The sequence below is a fragment of the Variovorax sp. Varisp36 genome (assembly GCF_047304235.1).
Lineage (GTDB): Bacteria > Pseudomonadota > Gammaproteobacteria > Burkholderiales > Burkholderiaceae_C > Variovorax.
In genome coordinates this window covers 33201-56145 of the sequence record NZ_JBGLYU010000037.1, presented here as the reverse complement: position 1 = coordinate 56145, position 22945 = coordinate 33201, and the positions used below count along the sequence as shown (strand labels likewise).

24 protein-coding genes are annotated in these 22945 nt (G+C 66.9%); 16 read left to right on the top strand and 8 right to left on the bottom strand.

The window, feature by feature from the left end; all coding sequences use genetic code 11:
* Position 1 precedes the first annotated feature (1 nt).
* The 3 genes from ACCD11_RS20615 (at position 2) to ACCD11_RS20605 (ending at position 2303) form a co-directional block, all read left to right on the top strand.
* A complete protein-coding gene (locus ACCD11_RS20615; protein ID WP_413315265.1) occupies positions 2-535 on the top strand; it encodes a hypothetical protein in 534 nt (177 codons plus the stop codon).
* A gap of 125 nt (positions 536-660) precedes the next feature.
* Positions 661-1218, top strand: a complete 558-nt coding sequence (locus tag ACCD11_RS20610; protein ID WP_413315264.1) for a hypothetical protein — start codon at positions 661-663, stop codon at positions 1216-1218.
* Between the two features lie 707 nt (positions 1219-1925).
* Positions 1926-2303, top strand: a complete 378-nt coding sequence (locus tag ACCD11_RS20605; RefSeq protein ID WP_413315263.1) for a VOC family protein — start codon at positions 1926-1928, stop codon at positions 2301-2303.
* A 25-nt stretch (positions 2304-2328) separates the two neighbouring features.
* Here the strand turns inward: ACCD11_RS20605 and ACCD11_RS20600 are convergent, their stop codons facing one another.
* Both ACCD11_RS20600 and ACCD11_RS20595 read right to left on the bottom strand, forming a co-directional pair.
* A complete protein-coding gene (locus ACCD11_RS20600; protein ID WP_413315262.1) occupies positions 2329-2910 on the bottom strand; it encodes a superoxide dismutase in 582 nt (193 codons plus the stop codon).
* Positions 2911-2941: 31 nt separating this feature from the next.
* Positions 2942-3607 carry a helix-turn-helix transcriptional regulator gene (locus ACCD11_RS20595; protein ID WP_413315261.1) on the bottom strand — a complete coding sequence of 222 codons (666 nt, stop codon included), beginning with the start codon at positions 3605-3607 and terminating at the stop codon, positions 2942-2944.
* Positions 3608-3850: 243 nt separating this feature from the next.
* Here ACCD11_RS20595 and ACCD11_RS20590 point away from each other — a divergent pair, with 243 nt between their 5' ends.
* From ACCD11_RS20590 to kdpE, 9 genes are all read left to right on the top strand, one after another.
* Positions 3851-3988, top strand: a complete 138-nt coding sequence (locus ACCD11_RS20590) for a hypothetical protein (RefSeq protein WP_413315260.1) — start codon at positions 3851-3853, stop codon at positions 3986-3988.
* On the top strand, positions 3985-4083 hold the full coding sequence (gene kdpF / locus ACCD11_RS20585) for a K(+)-transporting ATPase subunit F (RefSeq protein WP_019657711.1): 99 nt from the start codon (positions 3985-3987) through the stop codon (positions 4081-4083). The genes ACCD11_RS20590 and kdpF overlap by 4 nt, the downstream gene beginning before the upstream one ends.
* 1 nt (position 4084) lies before the next feature.
* Positions 4085-5884: a potassium-transporting ATPase subunit KdpA gene (gene kdpA / locus ACCD11_RS20580; protein WP_413315259.1), complete on the top strand. Its 1800-nt coding sequence runs from the start codon at positions 4085-4087 to the stop codon at positions 5882-5884.
* Between the two features lie 10 nt (positions 5885-5894).
* A complete protein-coding gene (gene kdpB, locus ACCD11_RS20575; protein ID WP_413315258.1) occupies positions 5895-7994 on the top strand; it encodes a potassium-transporting ATPase subunit KdpB in 2100 nt (699 codons plus the stop codon).
* 13 nt (positions 7995-8007) lie between these two features.
* Entirely contained in the window at positions 8008-8646 is a 639-nt protein-coding gene (kdpC, locus tag ACCD11_RS20570) for a potassium-transporting ATPase subunit KdpC (RefSeq protein ID WP_413315256.1), read from the top strand.
* 67 nt (positions 8647-8713) lie between these two features.
* A complete protein-coding gene (locus ACCD11_RS20565; RefSeq protein WP_413315255.1) occupies positions 8714-9031 on the top strand; it encodes a hypothetical protein in 318 nt (105 codons plus the stop codon).
* Positions 9021-9152 carry a hypothetical protein gene (locus ACCD11_RS20560; protein ID WP_413315254.1) on the top strand — a complete coding sequence of 44 codons (132 nt, stop codon included), beginning with the start codon at positions 9021-9023 and terminating at the stop codon, positions 9150-9152. Before ACCD11_RS20565 ends, ACCD11_RS20560 begins: the two co-directional genes overlap by 11 nt.
* A 12-nt stretch (positions 9153-9164) precedes the next feature.
* Positions 9165-11921 (top strand): DUF4118 domain-containing protein, encoded by a 2757-nt coding sequence (locus tag ACCD11_RS20555; RefSeq protein WP_413315253.1) that lies wholly within the window; start codon positions 9165-9167, stop codon positions 11919-11921.
* 4 nt (positions 11922-11925) lie between these two features.
* Positions 11926-12624: a two-component system response regulator KdpE gene (gene kdpE / locus ACCD11_RS20550; protein WP_413315252.1), complete on the top strand. Its 699-nt coding sequence runs from the start codon at positions 11926-11928 to the stop codon at positions 12622-12624.
* A gap of 31 nt (positions 12625-12655) precedes the next feature.
* Here the strand turns inward: kdpE and ACCD11_RS20545 are convergent, their stop codons facing one another.
* From ACCD11_RS20545 to ACCD11_RS20520, 6 genes are all read right to left on the bottom strand, one after another.
* Complete coding sequence (locus tag ACCD11_RS20545) at positions 12656-13786, bottom strand: zinc-binding dehydrogenase (RefSeq protein ID WP_413315251.1); 1131 nt, start codon at positions 13784-13786, stop codon at positions 12656-12658.
* Positions 13787-13873: 87 nt separating this feature from the next.
* A complete protein-coding gene (locus ACCD11_RS20540; RefSeq protein WP_413315250.1) occupies positions 13874-14446 on the bottom strand; it encodes a dual specificity protein phosphatase family protein in 573 nt (190 codons plus the stop codon).
* Positions 14443-14946 (bottom strand): hypothetical protein, encoded by a 504-nt coding sequence (locus ACCD11_RS20535; protein ID WP_413315249.1) that lies wholly within the window; start codon positions 14944-14946, stop codon positions 14443-14445. Before ACCD11_RS20535 ends, ACCD11_RS20540 begins: the two co-directional genes overlap by 4 nt.
* A complete protein-coding gene (locus ACCD11_RS20530; protein WP_007838080.1) occupies positions 14943-16097 on the bottom strand; it encodes an MGDG synthase family glycosyltransferase in 1155 nt (384 codons plus the stop codon). The genes ACCD11_RS20535 and ACCD11_RS20530 overlap by 4 nt, the downstream gene beginning before the upstream one ends.
* 90 nt (positions 16098-16187) lie before the next feature.
* Positions 16188-17633: a nicotinate phosphoribosyltransferase gene (locus ACCD11_RS20525; protein WP_413315248.1), complete on the bottom strand. Its 1446-nt coding sequence runs from the start codon at positions 17631-17633 to the stop codon at positions 16188-16190.
* Positions 17634-17700: 67 nt separating this feature from the next.
* Positions 17701-18771 carry a bifunctional nicotinamide-nucleotide adenylyltransferase/Nudix hydroxylase gene (locus tag ACCD11_RS20520; protein WP_413315247.1) on the bottom strand — a complete coding sequence of 357 codons (1071 nt, stop codon included), beginning with the start codon at positions 18769-18771 and terminating at the stop codon, positions 17701-17703.
* Positions 18772-18854: 83 nt separating this feature from the next.
* Between ACCD11_RS20520 and ACCD11_RS20515 the strand changes: the two genes are divergently transcribed.
* From ACCD11_RS20515 to ACCD11_RS20500, 4 genes are all read left to right on the top strand, one after another.
* Positions 18855-19688, top strand: coding sequence for a pseudouridine synthase (locus tag ACCD11_RS20515; RefSeq protein WP_007838072.1), 834 nt, complete (start codon positions 18855-18857; stop codon positions 19686-19688).
* Positions 19655-20782, top strand: coding sequence for a winged helix DNA-binding domain-containing protein (locus tag ACCD11_RS20510; protein WP_413315246.1), 1128 nt, complete (start codon positions 19655-19657; stop codon positions 20780-20782). Before ACCD11_RS20515 ends, ACCD11_RS20510 begins: the two co-directional genes overlap by 34 nt.
* A gap of 85 nt (positions 20783-20867) precedes the next feature.
* Entirely contained in the window at positions 20868-21524 is a 657-nt protein-coding gene (locus ACCD11_RS20505) for a response regulator transcription factor (RefSeq protein ID WP_007838070.1), read from the top strand.
* 28 nt (positions 21525-21552) lie between these two features.
* On the top strand, positions 21553-22932 hold the full coding sequence (locus ACCD11_RS20500; protein WP_413315245.1) for a sensor histidine kinase: 1380 nt from the start codon (positions 21553-21555) through the stop codon (positions 22930-22932).
* Positions 22933-22945 lie beyond the last annotated feature (13 nt).

Here is a 22945-nt window from a genome sequence, read left to right as displayed (position 1 = left end):
AATGAAATTCAATTGGTGTAATGCGCTCAAGCCTGCGGGTGTTGCGGCTTTGTTTTTGCTTTCGACAACTTCATTCGCAGGATTTAGGGATGATCATTTTATTGCCTGGGTTAATCTGGGAGGCGTTGATGATCAAGAGATCACCAGAAAAATAGATGATTTTGCAAATGGTGATCGCATAGATTTGGTTTGTAATATTAATTGGAAAAACAATGATTCGATATTGTATGTAAAAACCCGCCCCGCCGGTATAACGGATGAGCTGGTTCGAAAAGTATTCCTCAAGAGAGATGAATCTTCTTTTTTAAAATTGAGCAATGCATTGCGTTCATTTAGAGATGTCGACGCTAATGTGCGTCATGGGCTTGATGGGGTTGTTTTTTATTCTGGGGGGCGCGCTCCTCGTATGATGAGTTTTACTACGGGGGAGAGGCGTATCAAGATCCGCCCCATAGAATTGAAATCCTCATCGGAGACAAAAGATGTCGAAGATGCTTTTTGTGCGGTCCTTCCTTCCATAGTTCGTGCCCCATGAAATTTTTGATTGTCAAATTCTCAGCTTTGCGCCATCTTTAATTGATGGAGGGGTTCTGATGAATGGAGAAGTAAAATATTAAGATTGGCATGGGAGGTTGAATGCAGGTATGGAGATATAAATCCTTGCGCAGGGCGATTCATTTTGGGATTTTAGTGCTGCAGAGATTGCCGTGGCACGCAATGGTGTTTCTTCTTTTGCTTTTGAAGACCCCATTGATTTTTGCGGGATATGCCGGTGGTCCATACGTATTGTGGGTAAATCTTGATCACTCCTCCGGCAAGGAATGGGTCGATGGAGTCATTGCCAATTTCGCTACAAGTAAGCCAGTTGGCTGTGCTGGAGAGTGGAAGATGGGGGATTCATTGCTGTATATGAAGAAACGCCCTCCGTTGATCAACAACGAATTGGTTGAAGATGTTTTTCTGAGAAAAAACAGGGATCAAAAGAAGCAGTTGAACTTGGCGTTAAAAAGTTATCGAGATATTGATTTCCGCCACCACGATGGCCTTGATGGAGTCATTGTGTATACCTCCGAAGGTGGCGCGAAAATGATGAGTCTGACAACAGGGAAGAATAAGATTGAATCTGTGGCTGTCGCGTCGCATGGCAATTCCCCCGTGAAGGAGGATATAGAGAATGCATTCTGCGCGCTCCTGCCTCCAATAACTCGCGCCCCTTAAGATATTAAAAGATGAGGCTGAAATTGCCTTCGGTTCTTTCAAGGTGGGGTGTGAGATTTGCATATCTTCTGTTTTTTTGGTTTGAGCACCTCTGTTATTGCCGGATCGGTTGGCGGTCCAAACGTTGTTTGGGTGAATCTCGATCCATCGGCTGACGCGATGAGTAATTGGTTCGCGACGTCTTTCTGAGGAAAAAATCCTCAGAAAGAAAACGCTTGAGTTTCGCGCTCAAAGAATACAAGGATGCCAAGGCATATGATGGTTTCGATGGCGTTATTGTTTATTTCAGATCAGCCAATTCCAAGATGATGCGTTTGACGACTGGGAGGGGAAAATGGAAGAATTCGCTCTATCAATAAATGGCGCAACGCCTAAGAAGCAGGACATTGAAGATGCGTTTTTCGTTCTTTTACCGCCCATAACTCGCCTGCCGTAGGATCCGCTCAACTTCAAATTGGAGTGGCATTCCAAGAAAGCAAAACGCTGCTGCGGTTTCGTACTTCTTTCTGACGGCCTTACTGCGCGAACCGCCCATGCTTGTAGAGTTGGCGCAGAACCCATGAAATCCCGGTTGCTCCGCGGGGGCGCGAGCAGATAGCGCGGTATTGACATGCACTGCCGCGAGGCAAATACTTCACCGAATGGTTGAGTATTTTTGGCTCGCCCGCCGCGCGTCCGTCGCGCAATGGGCTTCACAGGAGACTCCCATGCTCGGAAACATCAACGCCGTGGCCAACCTCGCGGTGAAAGACCTGGCCGTGGCGCGCCGCTTCTACGAAGGCACGCTGGGCCTGACGCAGGTCGATGCGCAAGGCGAGGAGGTGATCGTCTATCGCAGCGGCACTACGCGGATCAACGTCTACCGCTCCTCATTTGCCGGCACCAACCAGGCCACGGCCGTGACCTGGTCGGTCGATGGCGATATCGAGCGGCTCGTGGCGGCGCTCAAGGCCAAGGGCGTGCGCTTCGAGCACTACGACATGCCCGGCATGAAGCTCGAAGGCGACATCCATGTCATGGACCACATGAAGGTCGCCTGGTTCAAGGACCCGGACGGCAACATCCTCAACCTGATCAACGGCTGATGAGGATGCCGCGCCCGGACCCGGTTCAGCCGAAGTTCTTCGCCGCGAAGTCCCAGTTCGCCAGCTTGGCCAGGAAGGTCTCGACGAACTTCGGGCGCAGGTTGCGGTAGTCAATGTAGTAGGCGTGTTCCCACACGTCCACCGTCAGCACCGGGGTGTCGCCGGTGGTCAGCGGCGTGCCCGCGGCGCCCATGTTCACGATGTCCAGCGAGCCGTCGGCCTTCTTCACCAGCCACGTCCAGCCCGAGCCGAAGTTGCCCACGGCCGACTTCACGAAGGCTTCCTTGAACGCGTCGTAGCTGCCCCACTTGGCGTCGATGGCCTTGGCCAGGGCACCGGTCGGAGCGCCGCCGCCCTGGGGCTTCATGCAGTTCCAGAAGAAGGTGTGGTTCCAGATCTGTGCGGCGTTGTTGTAGATACCGCCGCTGGACTTCTTGACGATCTCCTCGAGCGTCATCGATTCGAACTCGGTGCCCTTCTGCAGGTTGTTGAGGTTCACCACGTAGGCGTTGTGGTGCTTGCCGTAGTGGTATTCGAGGGTTTCCTTCGAATACTCGGGCGCCAGTGCGTCGAGGGCGTAAGGCAAGGGAGGGAGCATGTGTTCCATGGTGGGTTTCCTTTGGTGGTGATGAAAAAAATCAGGTGCCCTGCCTGGGGCTGACCTGGTAGGCGCAGCGCCGCGCGCCCGCGAGCACGTGCTCGACGCGGCTGACGCTCACGTCGGGCCCCAGCACCGCGTCGAAAAGCTGCAGTTCGCTGCGGCAAAAGCCCGTGCAGGCCTGTGCCGCGGTGCAGATGGGGCAGTGGTTCTCGATGAAGAGGAAGCCGTCGCCCTCGGGCCGGAACTCGGCCATGTAGCCTTCGCGGCTGCGAATGTCGGCCAGCCGCTCCAGCCGCGTCTGGAGGCTGCGCGCGCCGCGCAGGGCCTCGGCGTAGTTGGCGCGCATGGTGTCTTCGCGCGCGGCGATGAGCTGGTCCATGCCGGTGTTTCCGAACACGCGGATCACGGCACTGATCATCTGCACCGTCATCTCGGCATGCGTGTCGGGAAAGCGCTTGTGGCCTTCGCCGGTGAGCCGCCAGATCTGCGTCGGCCGCCCGCGCCCGCCGGGGCGGCTTTGCGCATCGACCAGGCCGTCGGCCTCCAGCTTGACCATCTGCTGGCGCACCGCTTCCACCGTGACCTTCAGCACCTTGGCGATGTCGGGAATGCCGAGTGCCCCGCGCGTCTTGAGCGTGGACAGGATGCGGTCGGCCGGCTGGTGCGGCAACCAGGCGGGCTTGGCGTCGATGGGCGTGGGCATGGACGGCTTCGTGAGGGATGCGCAGGATCGACCTGCCATTTATCAAGCAAACGCTTTGATTATTGAGCAAGGCCGCGAACGCTGTCGAGGACTGCGGCGCGATGACCTCGGCAGGCCGCGGGGCTATCGGGGACGGGGGCGCGTTTTTACGTTTTCTTTATGCGGCCCCACGGACTCTGTTCCCCGTTTTTATGCACCGCTGCCGAGACTGAAGGTCTTGAATTTCGCTGCAGGAGTTGATGAATGGACATCGTCTGGATGGGCGCCTTGGTGGCGCTGTGGGCCGTGGTGGGGGCCATGGTGGTCAGGCTGAACAGGCTCGATGCGCCGAAGAACCCGTCGAACAAGGCGTCGAACGCCGCCGATGGAGCCGCGTCGTGATCAGCCTCGAAGTTCTTTACGGCTTCGGCGCGTTGATCGCCGTGGTTCTTTTCGCGTACCTGGTGTTCGCGCTGATCTGCGCGGAGGAATTCTGAAATGACTTCTTCCGCCTGGGGCCTGCTGGCCCTTTTCCTGGTCCTGCTGGGACTGCTCGCGTGGCCGGTCGGCAAGTTCCTTGCCGCACTGTGCAACGAGCGCGTGCCGCGCTGGATGCAGCGCGTCGAGGCGCCGCTCTACAAGCTCGCCGGCACCAAGCCCGAGCAGTCGATGCACTGGCTGCGGTACGCCTTCGCGCTGCTGGCCTTCAATGCCATCGGCGCGATCTTCGTCTACGCCCTGCAGCGCCTGCAGGCCTGGCTGCCGCTCAACCCCGCGGGCATGGCGGCCGTGTCGCCCGACTCGGCCTTCAACACCGCGGTGAGCTTCGTCTCCAACACCAACTGGCAGGGCTACGGCGGCGAGTCGACCATGAGCTATCTCACGCAGATGCTCGGGCTCTCGGTGCAGAACTTCTTCTCCGCCGCCACCGGCATCGCGGTGGCCTTCGCGCTGGTGCGCGGCTTCGCGCGCCGCGGCGACGGCAAGGGTCTGGTGGGCAACTTCTGGGCCGACATCACGCGCGTCACGCTGTGGGTGCTGGTGCCGATCTCCTTCGTGCTCGCCGTGGTCTTCGTCGGCCAGGGCGTGATCCAGAACTTCGACGGCTACAAGGAGGTGAGCACGCTCGAAACCACCGCCTTCCAACAGCCGAAGAACGGCGCCGACGGCCAGCCCCTGAAGGATGAAAAGGGCCAGCCGGTGATGGAAGACGCCACCACCAAGACGCAGACGCTCGCCATGGGCCCGGTCGCTTCGCAGGAAGCGATCAAGATGCTCGGCACCAACGGTGGCGGCTTCTTCAACGCCAACTCGGCGCACCCGTACGAGAACCCGACGGCGCTGGTGAACCTGCTGCAGATGCTCGCCATCTTCCTGATTCCGGCGGCGCTGTGCTTCACCTTCGGCCACGTGGTGGGCGACATGCGCCAGGGCTGGGCCGTGCTCGCGGCGATGACGGTGATGTTCGTCGTTGCCGTGATGGTCATCACGCCCGCCGAGCAGGCCGGCAACCCGCTGCTGACTTCGCTGGGCGTCGACCAGATGCACGGCGCGCTGCAGGCCGGCGGCAACATGGAAGGCAAGGAAGTGCGCTTCGGCATCGATGCCTCCTCGCTCTTCGCCGCCATCACCACGGCCGCTTCCTGCGGTGCGGTCAACGGCATGCACGACTCGCTCACCCCGATGGGCGGCATGGTGCCGCTGGTGCTGATGCAGCTCGGCGAGGTGGTGTTCGGCGGCGTGGGCTCGGGCCTGTACGGCATGCTGATCTTCGCGATGCTCGCTGTGTTCATCGCCGGCCTGATGATCGGCCGCACGCCCGAGTACCTCGGCAAGAAGATCGAGGTGCGCGAGATGAAGCTGATCTCCATCGCCATCCTGGTGACGCCGATCCTGGTGCTGGCCGGCACGGCGGTGGCGGTGATCGCGGACGCGGGCAAGGCCGGCATCGCGAACCCCGGCGCGCATGGTTTCTCCGAAATCCTGTACGCGCTGACTTCGGCCGCCAACAACAACGGCAGCGCCTTCGCGGGCCTGTCGGCCAACACGCCGTTCTACAACGGGCTGCTCGCGCTGGCCATGTGGCTCGGCCGCTTCGCGATGATCGTGCCGGTGCTCGCCGTGGCCGGCGCGCTCGCGGCCAAGAAGCGCCTGCCCGTCACCAGCGGCACGCTGCCCACGCACGGCCCGCTGTTCGTCTCCTTGCTGATCGGCACCGTGCTGCTGGTCGGCTTGCTCAACTACGTGCCGGCATTGGCCCTCGGGCCGATCGTCGAACACCTCGTGCTCTGGAAATAAGGAGCGCACCATGACTGTCCACACCAAAACATCTCTTTCGCTGTTCGACGCAGCGCTGGTCAAGCCCGCCCTGTGGGGCGCCTTCGCCAAGCTGAATCCGCGCACCCAGTGGCGCAACCCGGTGATGTTCATCGTCTACATCGGGAGCATCCTCACCAGCCTGCTCTGGGTGCACGCGCTGAGCTTTCCCGGTGACACCGGCATGAAGCCCGCCTTCGTGCTGGCCGTGACCATCTGGCTGTGGTTCACCGTGCTGTTCGCGAACTTCGCGGAAGCCTTGGCCGAAGGCCGCAGCAAGGCGCAAGCGGCTTCGCTGCGCGGCCTGCGCAAGGACACCTGGGCCAAGAAGCTGCACGAGCCGCATCACGGCGCGCAGTGGCTGCCGGAGCAGGCGCCCAACCTGCGCAAGGGCGACGTGGTGCTGGTCGAGACCGGCGACGTGATTCCGCTCGACGGCGAAGTGATCGAAGGCGTGGCCTCGGTCGATGAAAGCGCCATCACCGGCGAATCGGCGCCCGTGGTGCGCGAATCGGGCGGCGACTTCTCGGCCGTGACCGGCGGCACCCGCGTGCTGTCCGACTGGCTGGTGGTGCGCATCTCGGTGAACCCGGGCGAGTCGTTCCTCGACCGCATGATCGGCATGGTCGAGGCGGCCAAGCGGCAGAAGACGCCGAACGAGATCGCGCTGACCATCCTGCTGATCGCGCTCACCCTCGTGTTCCTGATGGTCACGGTCACGCTGTTGCCGTTCTCCATCTTCAGCGTGGAGGCCGCGGGCGCCGGCACCGTGGTGTCGCTCACCGCGCTGGTCGCGCTGCTGGTGTGCCTGATTCCCACCACCATCGGCGGGCTGCTGTCGGCCGTGGGCGTGGCCGGCATGAGCCGCATGATGCAGGCCAACGTGATCGCCACCTCGGGCCGCGCGGTGGAAGCGGCTGGCGACGTCGACGTGCTGCTGCTCGACAAGACCGGCACCATCACGCACGGCAACCGCCAGGCCAGCGCATTCCTGCCCGCGCCTGGCGTGACCAAGTCGCGCCTCGCGCGCGCCGCGATGATGGCCTCGCTGGCCGACGAGACGCCCGAGGGCCGCAGCATCGTCGAGCTCGCGCGCCGCGAAGGCCTGGAGCCGACGCCGGTGGAGGGTGCCCGCTTCGTCGCCTTCACCGCGCAGACGCGCATGAGCGGCGCCGACCTGCCGGCCGCGCCGAACAGCCTGGACACCGACCCCGTGCTGCTGCGCAAGGGCGCGGTCGACGCGGTGCGCCGCCACGTCGAGGCCATCGGCGGCACGGCGGCGCCAGAGGTGCTTCGCGCGGCCGAGGAAACGGCGCGCCGTGGCAGCACGCCGCTGGCGGTGGCAGAGGGCAACCGCGTGCTCGGCATCGTCGAGCTCAAGGACATCGTCAAGACCGACATCAAGGAGCGCTTCGCCGAGCTGCGCCGCATGGGCATCAAGACGGTGATGATCACCGGCGACAACAAGCTCACGGCAGCAGCCATCGCCGCCGAAGCCGGCGTGGACGACTTCCTGGCCGAGGCCACGCCCGAGGACAAGCTCGCGCTGATCCGCCAGTACCAGTCCGAAGGCCGCCTCGTGGCGATGACCGGCGACGGCACCAACGACGCCCCCGCGCTCGCTCAGGCCGACGTGGCCGTGGCCATGGGCAGCGGCACGCAGGCCGCGAAGGAGGCCGGCAACATGGTCGACCTCGATTCCAACCCGACCAAGCTGCTGGAAGTGGTGGAGACCGGCAAGGCGCTGCTGATGACCCGCGGCTCGCTCACCACCTTCTCGATCGCGAACGACGTGGCGAAGTACTTCGCCATCATTCCGGCGATCTTCATCTCGACCTATCCGCAGTTGGGCGCGCTCAACGTGATGCGGCTGGCGAGCCCGTCGTCGGCGATCCTGAGCGCGGTGATCTTCAACGCGCTGGTGATCGTGTTCCTGATTCCGCTGGCGCTCAAGGGCGTGCGCTACCGGCCGGTGGGCGCCGCCGCGCTGCTGCGCCGCAACCTGGCCATCTACGGCCTGGGCGGCCTGCTCGTGCCTTTCATCGGCATCAAGCTGATCGACTGGCTGCTTGTCGCCGTGCATCTCGTCTGAGGAGTATTCCGTCATGAACAACAACATCGTCAATGGCAACGGCAATGGCAGCGAGGGCGGCATCGTCCGCCCCGCGCTCGTGCTCTTCGTGCTGCTGAGCGCGCTCACCGGCCTGATCTACCCGATGGCCGTCACCGGCGTCGCGAAGACGGCGTTCCCCGCGCAGGCGGACGGCAGCCTCATCGTGCTCGACGGCACCGTGGTGGGCTCCAAGCTCATCGGCCAGAACTTCAGCGATCCGAAGCACTTCTGGAGCCGCCCCTCGGCCACCGCGCCGCAGCCCTACAACGCGAGCGCTTCGGGCGGCTCCAACCAGGGGCCGCTCAACCCCGCGCTGGCCGATGCGGCGAAGGCGCGCGTGGAAGCGCTGCGCGCGGCCGATCCGGACAACACCGCGCCGGTGCCCGTCGACCTGGTCACGGCCTCGGCCAGCGGGCTCGATCCCGACATCAGCCTCGCCGCCGCTCAGTACCAGGCGGCGCGGGTGGCGCGCGTGCGCGGCATGCCGCTGTCCGAGGTCCAGTCGCTGATCGACAGGAACACGCAGAAGCCCCTGCTGGGCTTTCTGGGCGAATCGCGCGTCAACGTGCTGGCGCTGAACATCGCGCTCGATGCGGCTTCGGGTTCCTTCAGCCCTTCCACTGCGCGTTGAGGAGAAACAAACCATGGCTTATGCCGCTTACCGAGAACACCCCGGCGTGCCGAGAACGCACGCCCTCATGAACACGCAGGACAGCAAGGGCAACAGCCCGTTCTACGTGCTCGACGTCACGGTCTGCTGCGCCGACGCGCTGCGCGTGCGCCGCAGCATCGCCGGCTGCCCCGAGGCCGGCGTGGTGCGCTGCGAGCCGCTGCTGCATGCCTGCAGCTCGCAGGAAAGCGACGCGCCCTGCGTGTGCCTGATGATCCGCCTGCCGCTCGCGCGTTATGCCGACGTGCTGCACCGGCTGATCGAATGCGTGCCTTCGGGCGAGATCGGCCGGCTCGTGAGCTGGCGCGAACACCTCGCGCGCTGCGGCCTGCGCCATGGTCACTGACCTGTTGATGGCGCTGCTGGCCATGGCGGCGCTGTTCGTGCCGCCGGGCTTTGCCTGGTGGGTGCTGTCGCGCACCGCTCGGCGCCATGCAGGCCGCCGCAAGGATCGCCCGATGCGCTAACCTGTGCCGCCGATGAACGAAGTGCTCCGCCCCGATCCCGACGCGCTGCTCGCGCAGCTGCGCAGCGACGAGGCGCGCGCCCAGCGCGGCAAGCTGCGCATCTATTTCGGCGCCAGCGCGGGCGTCGGCAAGACATGGGCCATGCTCAGCGCCGCGCAGCGCGAGCGTGCCACCGGGCGCGACGTGCTGATCGGCGTGGTCGAGACCCATGGCCGCAGCGAGACCGCCGCGCTGCTCTCGGGGCTGGAGGCGCTGCCGCTGCGCGAACTGGACTACCGCGGGCGCACGCTCGCCGAGTTCGACCTCGACGCCGCGCTCGCGCGCAGGCCCGCCGTGCTGCTGGTCGACGAACTGGCCCACACCAATGCCCCCGGCTCGCGCCACGCCAAGCGCTGGCAGGACGTGCAGGAGCTGCTGGCCGCCGGCATCGAGGTGTGGTCGGCGCTCAATGTGCAGCATCTCGAGAGCCTCAACGGCACGGTCGGCGCCATCACCGGCGTGCGCGTGCACGAGACCGTGCCCGACACCGTGCTCGACGAGGCCGACGAGGTGGTGCTGGTCGACGTCACGCCCGACGAACTCACCGCGCGGCTCGCGGCCGGCAAGGTCTACCTGCCCCAGCAGGCCGAGCGCGCCGCGCAGAACTTCTTCCGCAAGGGCAACCTGATCGCCCTGCGCGAGATCGCGCTGCGGCGTACCGCCGAGCACGTGGAGGACGACGTGCGCGGCTGGCGCGTAGAGCAGTCGGGCCCGGGCGGCGCGGGCGCAAACGGCAAGGGCCCCGGCCTGCAGGCCTGGAACACATCGGGGGCGATCCTCGCGTGCGTCGGTCCGCACGAGGGCGCGGCGCAGACCGTGCGCACGGCCGCGAGGCTCGCGGGACAGCTCAACGTGCGCTGGCACGCGGTGTACGTCGAGACGCCCCGGCTGCAGCGGCTGGCCGCGGCGGAGCGCGACCGCATCCTCGCGGTGCTCAAGCTGGCGGAAGAACTGGGCGCGGCCACGGCCGTGCTCACCGGCTCCGACGTGGCCGAGCAACTCGCCGAACAGGCACGGCGGCTCAACTGCGCCACGCTGGTGCTCGGGCGCTCGCAGCCCGAGGCCGGCTGGCGGCGCTGGTGGCCCGCGAGGGCGGTGCCGCTCGCGCGCGCATTGGCGCAGCGCGCGCCGGCGCTCGACATCATGGAAGTGGCGCCCGCCGAAAGCTCGCGCCGCCTGTCGCGCGCGCCGCTGCAGGGCGCGAGCATCGACAGCGACGACCACGAGAAGGCGCCCATCTACTGGCCCGGCTACGCATGGGCGGCGGCCACCAGCATCGCGCTCACGCTGGCGTGCACGCCGCTGGTCGGCGTGCTGGAGCTGTCGAACATCGTCATGCTGTTCCTGCTCGGCGTGGTGGGCGTGGCGATGCGTTTCGGGCGCGGGCCCTCGGCACTGGCCGCCCTGCTCAACGTCGCGGCTTTCGACTATTTCTTCGTGCCGCCGCGCCTGTCGTTCGCGGTGAGCGACGTGCAGTACGTGCTGACCTTCGCGGTCATGCTCGGCGTCGGCCTGCTGGTGGGCCAGCTCATGGCGGGCCTGCGCTTCGCGGCCGGCGTGTCGACCAGCCGCGAGCGGCGCGCGCGCTCGCTGTTCGAGCTGACGCGCGAACTGTCCGCCGCGCTCGAAAGCTCGCAGGTGATCGCGCTCGGCGCCGCTGCCGTGCGGGGCCACTTCGGTGGCGATGCGCTCGTATTGGTGACCGATACATCCGATCAGCTGGTGCAGCCTTCCGACCCGCCTCAGGGCTTCGACCCGCAGGTCGCCGATTGGGCCTTCCGCCACGGCCAGCCGGCAGGACTCGCCACGGCCACGCTGGCCGCGCAGCCCTGGCACTACGTGCCGCTGCAGGCGCCGATGCGTGTGCGCGGCGTGCTCGCGCTGTCGCCCGCGCAGCCGCGCTGGCTGCTTATTCCCGAGCAGGCGCAGCAGCTCGACACGCTGGCGCGGCAGATCGCGATCGCGCTGGAGCGCGTGCACTACGTCGAAGTGGCGCAGCAGGCCGTGGTCGAGATGGAGTCGGAGCGCTTGCGCAATGCGCTGCTCGGTGCCATCTCGCACGACGTGCGCACGCCGCTCACCGCGCTGATCGCACTGGCCGAGTCGCTGCAGACCCTGCCGCCGGAGGAGCATGGCAACGCCGCGCGCGCCATCGTCGCGCAGGCGCACGAGCTGCATGCGCTGGTGAGCAACCTGCTCGACATGGCGCGGCTCGAAAGCGGCATCGCCGGCGGCGCGGTGAACCTGCGGCGCGACTGGCAGTCGGTGGAGGAAGTGGTGGGCTCTGCCATCCGCGCGGCGCGCACTTCGCTGGGCGGCACCGTGGTGCAGACCGCGCTCGACCCCGAGCTGCCGCTGGTCGAGTTCGACGCCGTGCTGATCGAGCGCGTGCTGGTCAACCTGCTGGAGAACGCCGCCAAGTACGGCGCGCCGCCCATCGTGGTCGGTGCGCGCGCCGAGCCCGGCACGCTGGTGCTCACGGTGCGCGATCACGGGCCCGGCCTGCCCGCCGCGCTGCTGGGCCACGAGCAGAAGCTGTTCGACAAGTTCACGCGCGGCGAGACCGAATCGGCCACACCCGGCGTGGGCCTGGGCCTGGCGATCTGCAAGGCGGTGGTGAGTGCGCACGGCGGTGAAATCGCGGCCGGCAACGCGCGCGACGGCGGTGCAGAATTCACGGTCACCCTGCCGCGCCGCGAGCCACCCGAGCCGGCCGAAGCCCAACTCTGACCCCATGCCAGCCCCCACCGCCATCGTGATCGAAGACGAGCCGCAGATCCGCCGCTTCGTGCGCGGTGCGCTCGAGGCCGAGGGCTGGGTGGTGCATGAAGCCGGCAGTTTGCGCGACGGGCTCGCCGCAGCGGGCACGCGCCAGCCCGACCTGCTGGTGCTCGACCTGGGGCTGCCCGATGGCGACGGCGTTTCGCTGATCCGCGACGTGCGCGGCTGGTCGGCCGTGCCGATCATCGTGCTGTCCGCGCGCAGCGACGAGGCCGACAAGATCGCCGCGCTCGACGCGGGGGCCGACGACTACCTCACCAAGCCCTTCGGCACAGGTGAACTGCTGGCGCGCGTTCGCGCCAACCTGCGTCGTCCGCGTGCGGTGGGCGGCAGCGCGGACGAGGCGCCCGAGGCGCTGTTCCGCTTCGGCGAGATCGAGCTCGACCGCGCCGCGCGCCTCGTCCGTCGTGCGGGCACCGAGGTGCACCTGACGCCGACCGAATACCGCCTGCTGTCGGTGCTGGTCGCCAATGCAGGCCGCGTGTTGACGCAACGCCAGCTATTGCGCGAGGTGTGGGGCCCGTCGCACACCGGCCAGAGCCACTACCTGCGGATCTACATGGGGCATCTGCGGCAGAAGCTCGAAGACGATCCGGCGCAGCCTCGGCATCTGCTGACCGAGACGGCTGTGGGGTATCGGCTGGTTGTTTAGCTCTCGGGTGCGTGCGTTCAGGGCGCAACGTTCAAACAGCAACACCCTTGTTCGGATTCAGCAAGAACTTCTCCCCCGTAGCCTGCTTCCCATAAACCCCGATCGCATCGAGCTGCAGCGCCTCGACCAGCGAAACCTCACGCGTGTACCTGCTCGCGAACGTGGTCTTCAGCTCCGCGACGACGCGCGCCTTCAAACGCTTGGTGCCTTCGTCGCCGAGCTTCCCGAGGAACGGGAACAGCAGCCACCCGCCCATGCCCCACGCCATGCCGAAGTTGCGCACGAACTCGGTCGGGCTGCGGTCGAGGCCGCCGTAGATGTACACCTGCTTGTGCGTGGTCGAACCGTAGCGGCTGTATTCCTTGGCCGTGCGGTTGATCGCGGCTTCCATGCAGCCGAGGATCTGCCCGGCGAGCTTGCCGCCGCCGGTGGCGTCGAAGGCCAGCGTGGCGCCGGTCTCGACCAATGCCTGCGTCAGGTCTTCGAGGAAGGTGGGCGAGGTCGCGTTGCACACATACTTCGCGCCCAGGCCGCGCAGCAGGTCTTCCTGCTCCTGCTTGCGCACGATGTTGACGAGCGCGATGCCGTCCTTCTGGCAGATCTTGTTGAGCATCTGGCCCAGGTTCGACGCGGCGGCCGTGTGCACCAGCGCCTTGTGGCCTTCCATGCGCATGGTCTCGACCATGCTCAGCGAGGTGAGCGGATTGACGAAGCACGACGCGCCTTCGGCCGGTGTGGTGCCTTCGGGCAGTTCCATGCACTGGGCAGCGGCGAGGCAGCGGTACTGCGAATACATCGCGCCGCCGATGGCCGCCACGGTCTTGCCGAGCAGCGCCTGCGCAGCCGGCGACGAACCGGCCTTGACCACCACGCCCGCGCCTTCGTTGCCGACCGGCAGCGACTGGTCGAGCCGCGCCGCCATGGCGGGAAGCGCGCGCTCGGGCACCGTGGCGGTGACGACCGGGCGCTCGGCGGTGCCCGAGGCCTTGGCGGTGCTCATGTCGGCCGCACCGAACAGCAGGCCGAGGTCCGACGGGTTCAACGGCGACGCCTCGACGCGGATCACGACTTCGTGGGCCTGCGGTTCGGGGATCGGGTCGTCGTGCAGCGAGAGTTCGAGTTCGCCGTTGGCGCGGATGAGGGAGCGGATTTGCAGTGCCATGGGAGGCCCCTTTTCAGACGGTTCGCAGATGGCCTGTGGCCACGGGGCGGCCAGTATAGGAGCGCGGTGCGAAAGCTGCAGGCGCCTTCAGGACACCACGGGAACCACCGGCGCATGGGCCAGCGCGTGGCGCATCCTCACCGGGTCGAGCCGCTCGATATAGCGCGGAATGTTGCGCCACAGCGTGTGGTAGCCGTAGCCGCCGCGCAGCATTTCGTTGCGTGCGCTGTCCTTGTCCCAGTCCTGCACCGCCATGCGGTAGACCGCCGCGATCACGCCGGTGCGGTCGGCGCCGTGCATGCAGTGGATGAGCACCGGGCCATGCTTCCCGGCCTCGCGGATCGCCACCAGCGCGCGCAGCACCTTGGCGTCGTCGATGGACCAGGTGTTGATCGGCACGCGCACCAGCCGGATGCCGGTGCCCGCGAACACCTTCCTGTCGTCGTTGAAGGAGCGCAGGCTCACCACGGTGCGGATGCCCAGCGACTGCAGCGCCGCCATGTTGGCGCGCCGCGGCTGCGCGCTGCGGTAGAGCGTGGGCGTGATGCGGTGCAGGTTCTCGACCTGCAGTTCGTCCAGTGGGTCGGCCCAGTGGCCGGGGCGCGGGTCGGCGATGCCTTCTTCCGCTGTTGCTGCTGCTGTCCAGTGCTTCTTCGTCATTGCTTTTTCTTCTTCTCGCGCCGCCAGTGCCGCGTCCCCAGGATCAGCGCCGCCACCGCGAGCCCGCCCCAGTAGTCGACCGGTGCGCCCCACACCCAGTGCTTGTGCCAGAACGCATCCACCGCATTGAAGCGCGCCCAGCCGAAGGCCGGGTTGATGATGAACCACAGGAAGTCTTCGCACACCCAGAACACGATGAGCCCCGCCACCGCTAACCCGACGTCGCGCCACGTCCAGCGCCCGTTGAAGGCCAGCGGCGAGAAGAACACCAGCGCCATGAAGGTGAACACCCAGGCGTGGTAGCCCGTCATCGCGCGGCCGCCCCAGAAGAGATCGAGCCAGATGCTGTTCTCGATGCGCCAGGTCGGCAGCGAGGTGGCCCAGCCCGCGCCGCCTTCGATCTGGATCTCGGCGTTGGCGAAGAAGAAGGCCATGACAGCCACCCAGGCGAGATAGCCGAGCGTGCGGGCCACGCCCGTCTTTTCGGCGGCGCCGCTCACGCCGTCGTTCCCGCCGGCGCAGCCAGCACGTGCTGCAGTACCGTGCGCGCGGCCTGCGGCTTGCCCAGCGCCCGGCTGCGCGAGGCCATGTGCGCGAGCTTGGCGGGGTCGGCCATCAGGCGCGCCACCTTGTAGTCGAGCCCGATGGCGTCGTAGGCGAGCCAGGCCGCGCCTTCCTCCATCAAGAAGCCGGCGTTGTGTTCTTCCTGCCCCGGAATGGGCGAGATCAGCAGCATCGGCTTGCCGAGCGCCAGGCACTCGGACACCGTGAGGCCGCCGGGCTTGGTCACGACGAGGTCGGCCGCGGCCATCATCTTGTGCATCTCGTTGGTGAAGCCGATGGCCACCACGCGGCCCGGGTGGCGCCTGGCCAGGGCTTCGAGCTTGCCGTGCGCTTCCACGTTGCGGCCCGCCACGGCGATGACCTGGAAGTTGCCTTCACCGCCGAGGCCGAGCACGCGCTCGACCATGCTCGCGAGGTCGCCGACCCCCGCGCCGCCAGACGCCATCAGCAGCACGGGCCGAGAAGGATCGAGGCCGAGTTCCGCCACGCAGGTGTGGCGTGCGAGCGCCGGCACATCGGGTTCGGAAAACGCCGGCATCACCGGAATGCCGGTGACGTGGATGCGGTCTGCAGGAATGCCGCGCGCGCGCAGGCGGAACGCCACCTCTTCGGTTGCGGCCAGGTAGCCGGCCATGCCCGGCACCAGCCACATGTTGTGCAGGTCGTAGTCGGTGATCTGCAGCCACACCGGGTAGTCGATGCGGCCGCGGTTGCGCTCGCGCATCAGCAGCTCGGCCGGCAGGAAGTGCGTGCAGACCACGGCATCGGGCTTCTCGCGGCGAATCTCCTTCACGAGCGCGCCGGTGCTCAGCCGTTCGATGCCGCGGCGCAGGCGTTGCGAGGGCGCGTGGTGCGGCGTGGTGTCGGTGCGCTGGTGCAGGTACGACCACAGCTCGGGTGCGCGGTTCACGAGCTGGATGTACCAGTCGGTGTAGACCTTGCGGAAACCGCCGGCCACGTGGGCCATCGCGTCGATGTGGACCGCTGTGCAGGGCGGGGCGAGGGACTGGGCGGTGGCGGCAAGCGCCTGTGCTGCACGCACGTGGCCGTTGCCGGCGCTCACGCTGAGGATCAGGAGTTTGGTCATGAAATCCGGAAGTTGCGCGGATTATGGCGATGCCTTGTGGCACTTGCTGCGGTCTTCGGGGCCTGTGCACACGCCCCGAAAGACCGCGCCTCAGAGCGGCGCCCGAGAGGTAATGAACTGATTCACCCCAATGGCCGCCCGCTCCCGAACAGCCTCAAACGTAGTGCTCTCGACGATGCGACCGTTCTCGAACACCGTCTGCAGCAGATCGCTCTGCCCCGCCGAGAGCGCCTCTTCGCGCAATGTCTGCACCTCGCCGCGCGCGTTCTTCACCAGCGCGAGCCGTCCCTTCTTCGAGGCCTTGCCCACATCGCCCACCGGCGACTTGTACACGTCGCGCCACTCGCCGTTCACCTGCATGGCGGAGGACTTCATTGCCCACTGCATCGTGTCGCGGTTGACCTGCTGCAACAGCCCGCCGCCCATGCCGAAGGAGATGTTCTCCGTCGAGAAACCGTTGTGGAAGAAGTTCGACAGGCACAGCCGCAGCGAGTCGAGGTTCACGCCATCGCCCTGGATGATGCGCACGTTGTTCAGCACGCGAAAGCCCTTGGCATTGGTCGTCGTACCGAAGCGCTCGGCCAGGATCTGCGCCACCTTGAGCGTGGTCTCGGCCGGGTCGCCCGAGTCGGGCCGCACCACCAGCGTCGCGCCCGAAGCCACCACCTTCGCCTTCAGCTCGCCGCCCCAGATGCGCGCGCAGGCGTTGAAGATGTCGTAGCTGTCGCTCACCACCGCGAAGGTCGCGCCGGGCTTGCCGAACTGGTCGACCATGTTGCTGTACGCGTCGGCTTCGTGCTCCCGGCCCCAGCCCGTGATGGTGCTGTGTTCCGCGGCTGGAATCGAGAAGCCCGCCACGTCGCAGTCGTAATACCGGCGCGCGGCCACCAGCGCGGCCAGCGTGTCGGTGCCCATGAAATTCACCAGGTGGGCCATGCCGCCGAGCGCGGCCGATTCGAGGCTCGACACGCCGCGCGCGCCGAAATCGTGCAGCCTGAAGGCGATCTGCCCTTGCGGGTCGTCGCAGGTCGCCTCGAGGTACCGCAGCAGCGTGGTGCGCGCGGCGGCCGAGAGGGTTGCCACCGTGGTCGGATACCAGATGGCGCGCAGCAACTCGGTCTCGAGGAAGCTCGTGACCCAGAAGAACTCGGGGTCGGTGTTCTCGATGGTCGCGAGCACGTTGTGCACCGGCAGCACGCTGCCCTCGGGCACCGCGCGGATGCGCACCGGCATCAGCCCGCCATGCTTCTCGATCAGGCGCAGCCAGCCTTCGCGGTTGAAGGGCTCGCCGTGCACTGCCATGAGTGCTGCGGCTTCCTCCACGTCGGCCAGCGTCACGGGCGTCTGCAGGTATTCGCGCAGGTAGGCCTGCAGGCCGAAGAAGAGGGAGTGGCTGAAGATGCCGCCGCGCGATTCGATGTAGCTGTACACCGTCTGCGTGCCGGGCGGGTACTGCATCCAGTGCGACACCTTGTAGGAGTCGGTGCGAAGCAGCAGGTTGTTGCCCAGGGGCGTGGAGGTGAGATTGCGGTTCATGTGTGAAAGCTCCTTTCACTGTGGCGCCCGTCAACCGGGGCCGTTCTTGCTGACAAAGCCTGGTCGTTCAGTTCTTGCCCAGGCCACCCAAAAAATGATTCGCGATGAAGAAGTGGTCTTCGTAGATGCGCTCCTGCATGTCGAGGAACTCGGCGATGGGCACCCAGCGCACCTCGGCCGCATCGTCGTCGGCGCGCACCTCCGACAGGCCTGTCCACTGGTTGTGCGCCAGCTCGAAGAAGAAGCCATGCGTGATGGTGCGCCCGCGCTGCGAGCGGTCGGGCGCGTCGAACACGTGGCTGGCCTTCATGCTGCCGTTGAGCACGGGCACGGGCACCTTGATCCGGGTTTCTTCCTTCAGCTCGCGGATGGCCGCGTCCTGCAGGCGCTCGTGCTGGCCGACGAAGCCGCCGGGCAGCGCCCAGGTGCCCTTGCCGGGATGGAACTTGCGCTGCACGAGCAGGATGTGGCCGGCCTCGACCACGATCGCGTCGACCGTGGTGTAGATCGGCGGAAAGCTGCTGCCCGCATAGCGGTACTTGTCGCGATAGTCGGCAAGGAACGCGCGCTCTTCGCAAAGCTCGGCGTAGTCGGCGGTGTTCGAGAACTGCTCGAGGAAGGCCGCGGTGCCGTCGGGCAGGTCGGCGCGTGCCAGCTGGCCGCGGTTCTCGGGGTCGAAGTAGAGGCTGCGCACGTCGGTGGCGTTGAGGCTCTCCACGCTGTTCTGGCCGGCGAACTCCCAGTGCGGGAAGAGCTTCAGGTAGTAGCTCGATGCGTCCTTCAGGTGGCCCACCAGTGCGACCCTGGCCTTGGCCGGCGCATGGCCGTCCTGCGTGATGAGCCGCTCGACCGCCGACTGGATCGACGCGATCCAGATCTGGTCGTTGTAGGGCGAATCGCCCACGCCCACCACGCTCACGCGCATCTGCTCGGTGCCGCGCAGGCAGGCGCGCACCATGCGTTCGCGCTCGTCGAAGGTGAAGGGGTTCTTGACGCTGCGTGGCTTGCGGTCGGAGCCGACCACCACGATGACCCGATCGGCGGCGCGAAGGCCTTCTTCGATGAGTCGTTGATGTCCGAAATGGACGGGCTGGAAACGCCCGATGACGATGGCGTATTGAAACTTGCGTGTGCTCACTTGGGAATCCCCCAAAAAGGGCGCGATCAACTCGCGCTTGCGTTCAGGATAGCATCGGTGCCGCACATTGATCAAGCCTTCCGATGACCGAGCCCTCCACTTCCCCCACTGGTGCCGTGCGCCTCAACAAGCGCATGGCCGAACTGAAAATGTGCTCGCGCCGCGAGGCCGACGAATGGATCGCCAACGGCTGGGTGAAGGTCAACGGCAAGCCGGCCGAGATGGGCGTGAAGGTCGTGCCGTCCGACCGCATCGAGATCGACAAGGCGGCCAGGGGCCAGCAGGCCAACCAGGTCACCATCCTCATCAACAAGCCCATCGGCTACGTGAGCGGGCAGGCCGAAGACGGCCACGAGCCCGCGGTCACGCTGTTCACGCCGCAGAACCGCTGGGCCGACGACAACGCGCGTTTCTTCTTCAGCCCGCAGCAGCTGCGCGGCCTCGCGCCGTGCGGGCGGCTCGACATCGACTCCATCGGCCTGCTGGTCATGACGCAGGACGGCCGCATCGCGCGCCAGCTGATCGGCGAAGACTCGGTGATGGAGAAGGAATACCTCGTGCGCGTGGCCTACCACGGCCTGGGTCAGCCCGCGCCCACGGGCCAGCTGGTGCGCATGGACGACGACGATCCCGTCACCACCAACGTGCAGGCGGTCTTTCCACCGGCCATGCTGGCGAAGCTGCGCCACGGTCTGAGCCTCGACGGCCAGGCGCTGAAGCCGGCGCGGGTCGAATGGCAGAACCCCGAGCAGCTGCGCTTCGTGCTCACCGAAGGCAAGAAGCGGCAGATCCGCCGCATGTGCGAGCTGGTCGGCCTGAAGGTGGTGGGGCTGAAGCGCGTGCGCATCGGCAAGGTGATGCTTGGCAACCTGCCGCTGGGGCAATGGCGCTACCTCGGACCGCACGAGAAGTTCTGAGCCTGCGGGCGCTGAACCGCGCCACGCTGGCACGGCAGATGCTGCTGGCGCGGCGCAAGCTCACGGCGGTGCAGGCCGTCGAACGGCTTGCCGGGCTGCAGGCACAGGCACCCAACCCGCCCTACATCGGCCTCTGGAGCCGGCTCGAAGGCTTCGAGCGCGAGCAGCTGACCGAGGCAATGCGCAGGCGCCGCATCGTGCGCATGTCGACGATGCGCTCCACCCTGCACCTGATGACCGCGCACGATGCGCTGGCATGGCGTCCGCTGCTGGAGCCGGTGCATCAGCGCGGCCTGCTTGGCAACCACAAGCGCGCGCTCGAAGGCCTCGACCGCGAGGCGGTGGTGGCGGCGGCGCGCGCGCTGCTCGGCGAGAAACCGCACACCAGCGCCGAACTCGGCCAGGCCCTCGGCATGCGATGGAAGGGCTGCGAGACCGCCTCGCTCGCCGCGCTGATCCGCAACAACCTGCCGCTGGTGCACCTGCCGCCGGCCGGCAGCTGGAACTCGCACCAGAGTGCATTGCTGCAGCCCCTGGGCGACTGGCTGGGCAGCGTCGAGGCACCCCGGGCCACGCAGGACGATCTGCTGCTGCGCTACCTCGGCGCCTTTGGTCCCGCCACGCTGGCCGATGCTGGCGCATGGTCGGGCCTCACGGGCTGGAAGGCGGTGGCCGAGCGCCTGCGGCCGCAGCTGCGCGTGTTCGTCGGCGAAGGCGGGCAGGAGCTGTTCGACCTGCCCCGCGCGCCGCGCCCCGACCCCGACACGCCCGCGCCGCCGCGCCTCGTGGCCGAGTGGGACAGCCTGCTGCTTGCGCACGCCGACCGCAGCCGCGTGCTGAGCGAAGTGCACCGGGCCCGCGTGTTCACCGTCAACGGCATCGTGCGCGGCACGGTGCTGCTCGATGGGTTCGTGGCGGGTGTCTGGAAGATCGAGCGCGCGAAGAACACCGCGACCGTGGTGCTGGAGCCGTTCACGCGCTGGTCCAAGGCCGACCGTCTCGGTGTGGAGGAAGAGGCCCTGGAGCTGCTGGCCTTCACCTCCGACGGCGAGGGCGAACGCCATGCCGTGCGCGGGCCCTTAAGTCCCACGTAACTCTGCGCCACTACGCTGCGCCACGGCGCAGGCTCTTCCGATCATCCCGGTCGCGTGCTACCTTGCGGCCGAAGGAGTTGCCGCGATGCGCGTGCTGTTGGTGGAAGACGATGAAATGATCGGGCGCAGCCTGAAGCAGGCGCTCGAGGGCGCGGGCTGGTCCGCGGACTGGGTGCGCGACGGCGAACTGGCGCAGAGCGCGCTCGGCGACGGCGGCTACACCTGCGTGCTGCTCGACCTCGGGCTGCCGAAGCACGACGGCACCGAAGTGCTGCGCCGCGCGCGCGAACGCGGCGACGCCACCCCGGTGCTGGTGCTCACGGCGCGCGACGGCCTCGATGACCGCATCCACAGCCTCGACCTCGGCGCCGACGACTACCTGCTCAAGCCCTTCGAGTTCCGCGAGCTGCTCGCGCGCATGCGCGCCGTGGTGCGGCGCCGCGACGGCGCGGCGCATTCGCTGGTCGGCAGCGGTGCATTGCAGCTCGACCTCACCACGCGCGAAGTGGTGGCCAACGGTGCGCGCGAGGCACTCACCGCGCGCGAGTTCGCCCTGCTGCACGCGCTGCTGGAGCGGCCCGGCGCCATCCTTTCGCGCGAGCAGCTCGAGAACCGCATCTACGGCTGGGGCGAGGAAGTCACGAGCAACGCGATCGACGTGCTCATCCACGGCATGCGCCGCAAGCTCGGCGCCGAATCGATCCGCAACGTACGCGGGCTCGGCTGGCGCGTCGCGGCATGATGGTGCTCGCCCCCAGGCTGCCCAGCCAATGAACGGAGCTTCGCGCGGCACCGGCCGCTGGTGGCGGCCGCGTTCGCTGCGCACGCAGCTGCTGCTGTGGCTCGTCACGCTGCACCTGGGTGCGGCGATGCTCACGGCGTGGTTCTCGTTCGTGGCCTACGGCAACCTCGTGCACAACGCGCTGGACGAACAGATGCGCCTCGTGGCCGAGTCGTACGCGGGCAGCGATCCGGCGAAGCTGCCGCGCCCGATGAACGGCGAGGCCGCCTTCTCGCGCGGCGCCTTCATCGTGCAGATCTGGAGCGCCGACGGCCGCACGCTGCGCGCCACCTCATGGCCCGTGCTCGCCGTGCCACTGCAGGCCCAGCCCGGCTTCGGCGACGTGAACACCGGTACGCACGCGGGTTCCGCCTGGCGCGTGTTCACTGCGCCGCCCGGCACGCGCGCCGACCAGCCGCGCGTGCAGGTGCTGCAGAACGAGGACTACCGCCGCCGCCGCGCCCTGCGCCGCGCGCTGCTCGAAGGCCTGCCGATCACGCTGCTGCTGCCGCTGGCGCTGCTGATCCTGTGGATCATCGTGTCGGCCGCCTCGCGCTCGCTGCGCGCAGTGGCGCGCGACGTGGCCTCGCAGGACGAACGCAGTCCCACCGAGCTCTCGCTGGCGCGCGTGCCTGACGAGATCGCGCCGCTGGTGGGCGCCTTCAACAACCTGCTGTCGCGCGTGCGCAGCGCCTTCGCCACGCAGAGGCGCTTCGTGCAGGACGCGGCCCACGAGCTGCGCACGCCGATGGCCGCCATCGGCCTGCAGATCGAGAACCTGCGCGCGCACGTGCCGGCCGGCGAGGCCACCGAGCGCTTCAACCAGCTCGAAGCCGGCGTCACGCGCGCGCAGCACCTGATCGAGCAGCTGCTGCACCTCTCGCGGCAGGACGCGCCGCAGGGCGGCGATGCGCGCGAGCGTGTCGACGTCGAGGTGCTGCTGCGCGAAAGCGTGAGCCAGCTGATGGTGCTGGCCGATGCGCGGCGCGTGGACATCGGCTTCGAGGGCAGCATCGCCGCGGTGGTGTTCGCGCCCGCGGCCGAGCTGCGCAGCGTGTTCGACAACCTTATCGACAACGCGCTGCGCTATGCGCCCGAAGGCGGCGTGGTCGACGTGAAGCTGCACGAGGCCGAAGGCCACGCGGTGGTCGACGTGCTGGACAACGGCCCGGGCATTCCGCCGGCCGCGATCGGCCGCGTGTTCGACCGTTTCTTCCGCGTGCCGGGTGCCGTGGCAGGCGGCAGCGGGCTGGGGCTCGCGATCGCGCGCACGGCGGCCGAGCGGCACGGCCTGCGCATCGAGCTGTGCAATCGCGCCGATGGGCCGGGGCTGATGGCGCGCGTGCATCTGCCCTCGGCGGCGGCGTAGCGGGCAGCGCACC

Bases quoted from the DNA above. Each gene is read 5' to 3' on its own strand.
- ACCD11_RS20615 (WP_413315265.1), top strand. From the start codon at position 2: ATGAAATTCAATTGGTGTAATGCGCTCAAGCCTGCGGGTGTTGCGGCT.
- ACCD11_RS20605 (WP_413315263.1), top strand. From the start codon at position 1,926: ATGCTCGGAAACATCAACGCCGTGGCCAACCTCGCGGTGAAAGACCTG.
- ACCD11_RS20600 (WP_413315262.1), bottom strand. From the start codon at position 2,910: ATGGAACACATGCTCCCTCCCTTGCCTTACGCCCTCGACGCACTGGCG.
- ACCD11_RS20595 (WP_413315261.1), bottom strand. From the start codon at position 3,607: ATGCCCACGCCCATCGACGCCAAGCCCGCCTGGTTGCCGCACCAGCCG.
- ACCD11_RS20590 (WP_413315260.1), top strand. From the start codon at position 3,851: ATGGACATCGTCTGGATGGGCGCCTTGGTGGCGCTGTGGGCCGTGGTG.
- kdpA (WP_413315259.1), top strand. From the start codon at position 4,085: ATGACTTCTTCCGCCTGGGGCCTGCTGGCCCTTTTCCTGGTCCTGCTG.
- kdpB (WP_413315258.1), top strand. From the start codon at position 5,895: ATGACTGTCCACACCAAAACATCTCTTTCGCTGTTCGACGCAGCGCTG.
- kdpC (WP_413315256.1), top strand. From the start codon at position 8,008: ATGAACAACAACATCGTCAATGGCAACGGCAATGGCAGCGAGGGCGGC.
- ACCD11_RS20565 (WP_413315255.1), top strand. From the start codon at position 8,714: ATGAACACGCAGGACAGCAAGGGCAACAGCCCGTTCTACGTGCTCGAC.
- ACCD11_RS20560 (WP_413315254.1), top strand. From the start codon at position 9,021: ATGGTCACTGACCTGTTGATGGCGCTGCTGGCCATGGCGGCGCTGTTC.
- ACCD11_RS20555 (WP_413315253.1), top strand. From the start codon at position 9,165: ATGAACGAAGTGCTCCGCCCCGATCCCGACGCGCTGCTCGCGCAGCTG.
- kdpE (WP_413315252.1), top strand. From the start codon at position 11,926: ATGCCAGCCCCCACCGCCATCGTGATCGAAGACGAGCCGCAGATCCGC.
- ACCD11_RS20545 (WP_413315251.1), bottom strand. From the start codon at position 13,786: ATGGCACTGCAAATCCGCTCCCTCATCCGCGCCAACGGCGAACTCGAA.
- ACCD11_RS20540 (WP_413315250.1), bottom strand. From the start codon at position 14,446: ATGACGAAGAAGCACTGGACAGCAGCAGCAACAGCGGAAGAAGGCATC.
- ACCD11_RS20530 (WP_007838080.1), bottom strand. From the start codon at position 16,097: ATGACCAAACTCCTGATCCTCAGCGTGAGCGCCGGCAACGGCCACGTG.
- ACCD11_RS20525 (WP_413315248.1), bottom strand. From the start codon at position 17,633: ATGAACCGCAATCTCACCTCCACGCCCCTGGGCAACAACCTGCTGCTT.
- ACCD11_RS20515 (WP_007838072.1), top strand. From the start codon at position 18,855: ATGACCGAGCCCTCCACTTCCCCCACTGGTGCCGTGCGCCTCAACAAG.
- ACCD11_RS20510 (WP_413315246.1), top strand. From the start codon at position 19,655: ATGGCGCTACCTCGGACCGCACGAGAAGTTCTGAGCCTGCGGGCGCTG.
- ACCD11_RS20505 (WP_007838070.1), top strand. From the start codon at position 20,868: ATGCGCGTGCTGTTGGTGGAAGACGATGAAATGATCGGGCGCAGCCTG.
- ACCD11_RS20500 (WP_413315245.1), top strand. From the start codon at position 21,553: ATGAACGGAGCTTCGCGCGGCACCGGCCGCTGGTGGCGGCCGCGTTCG.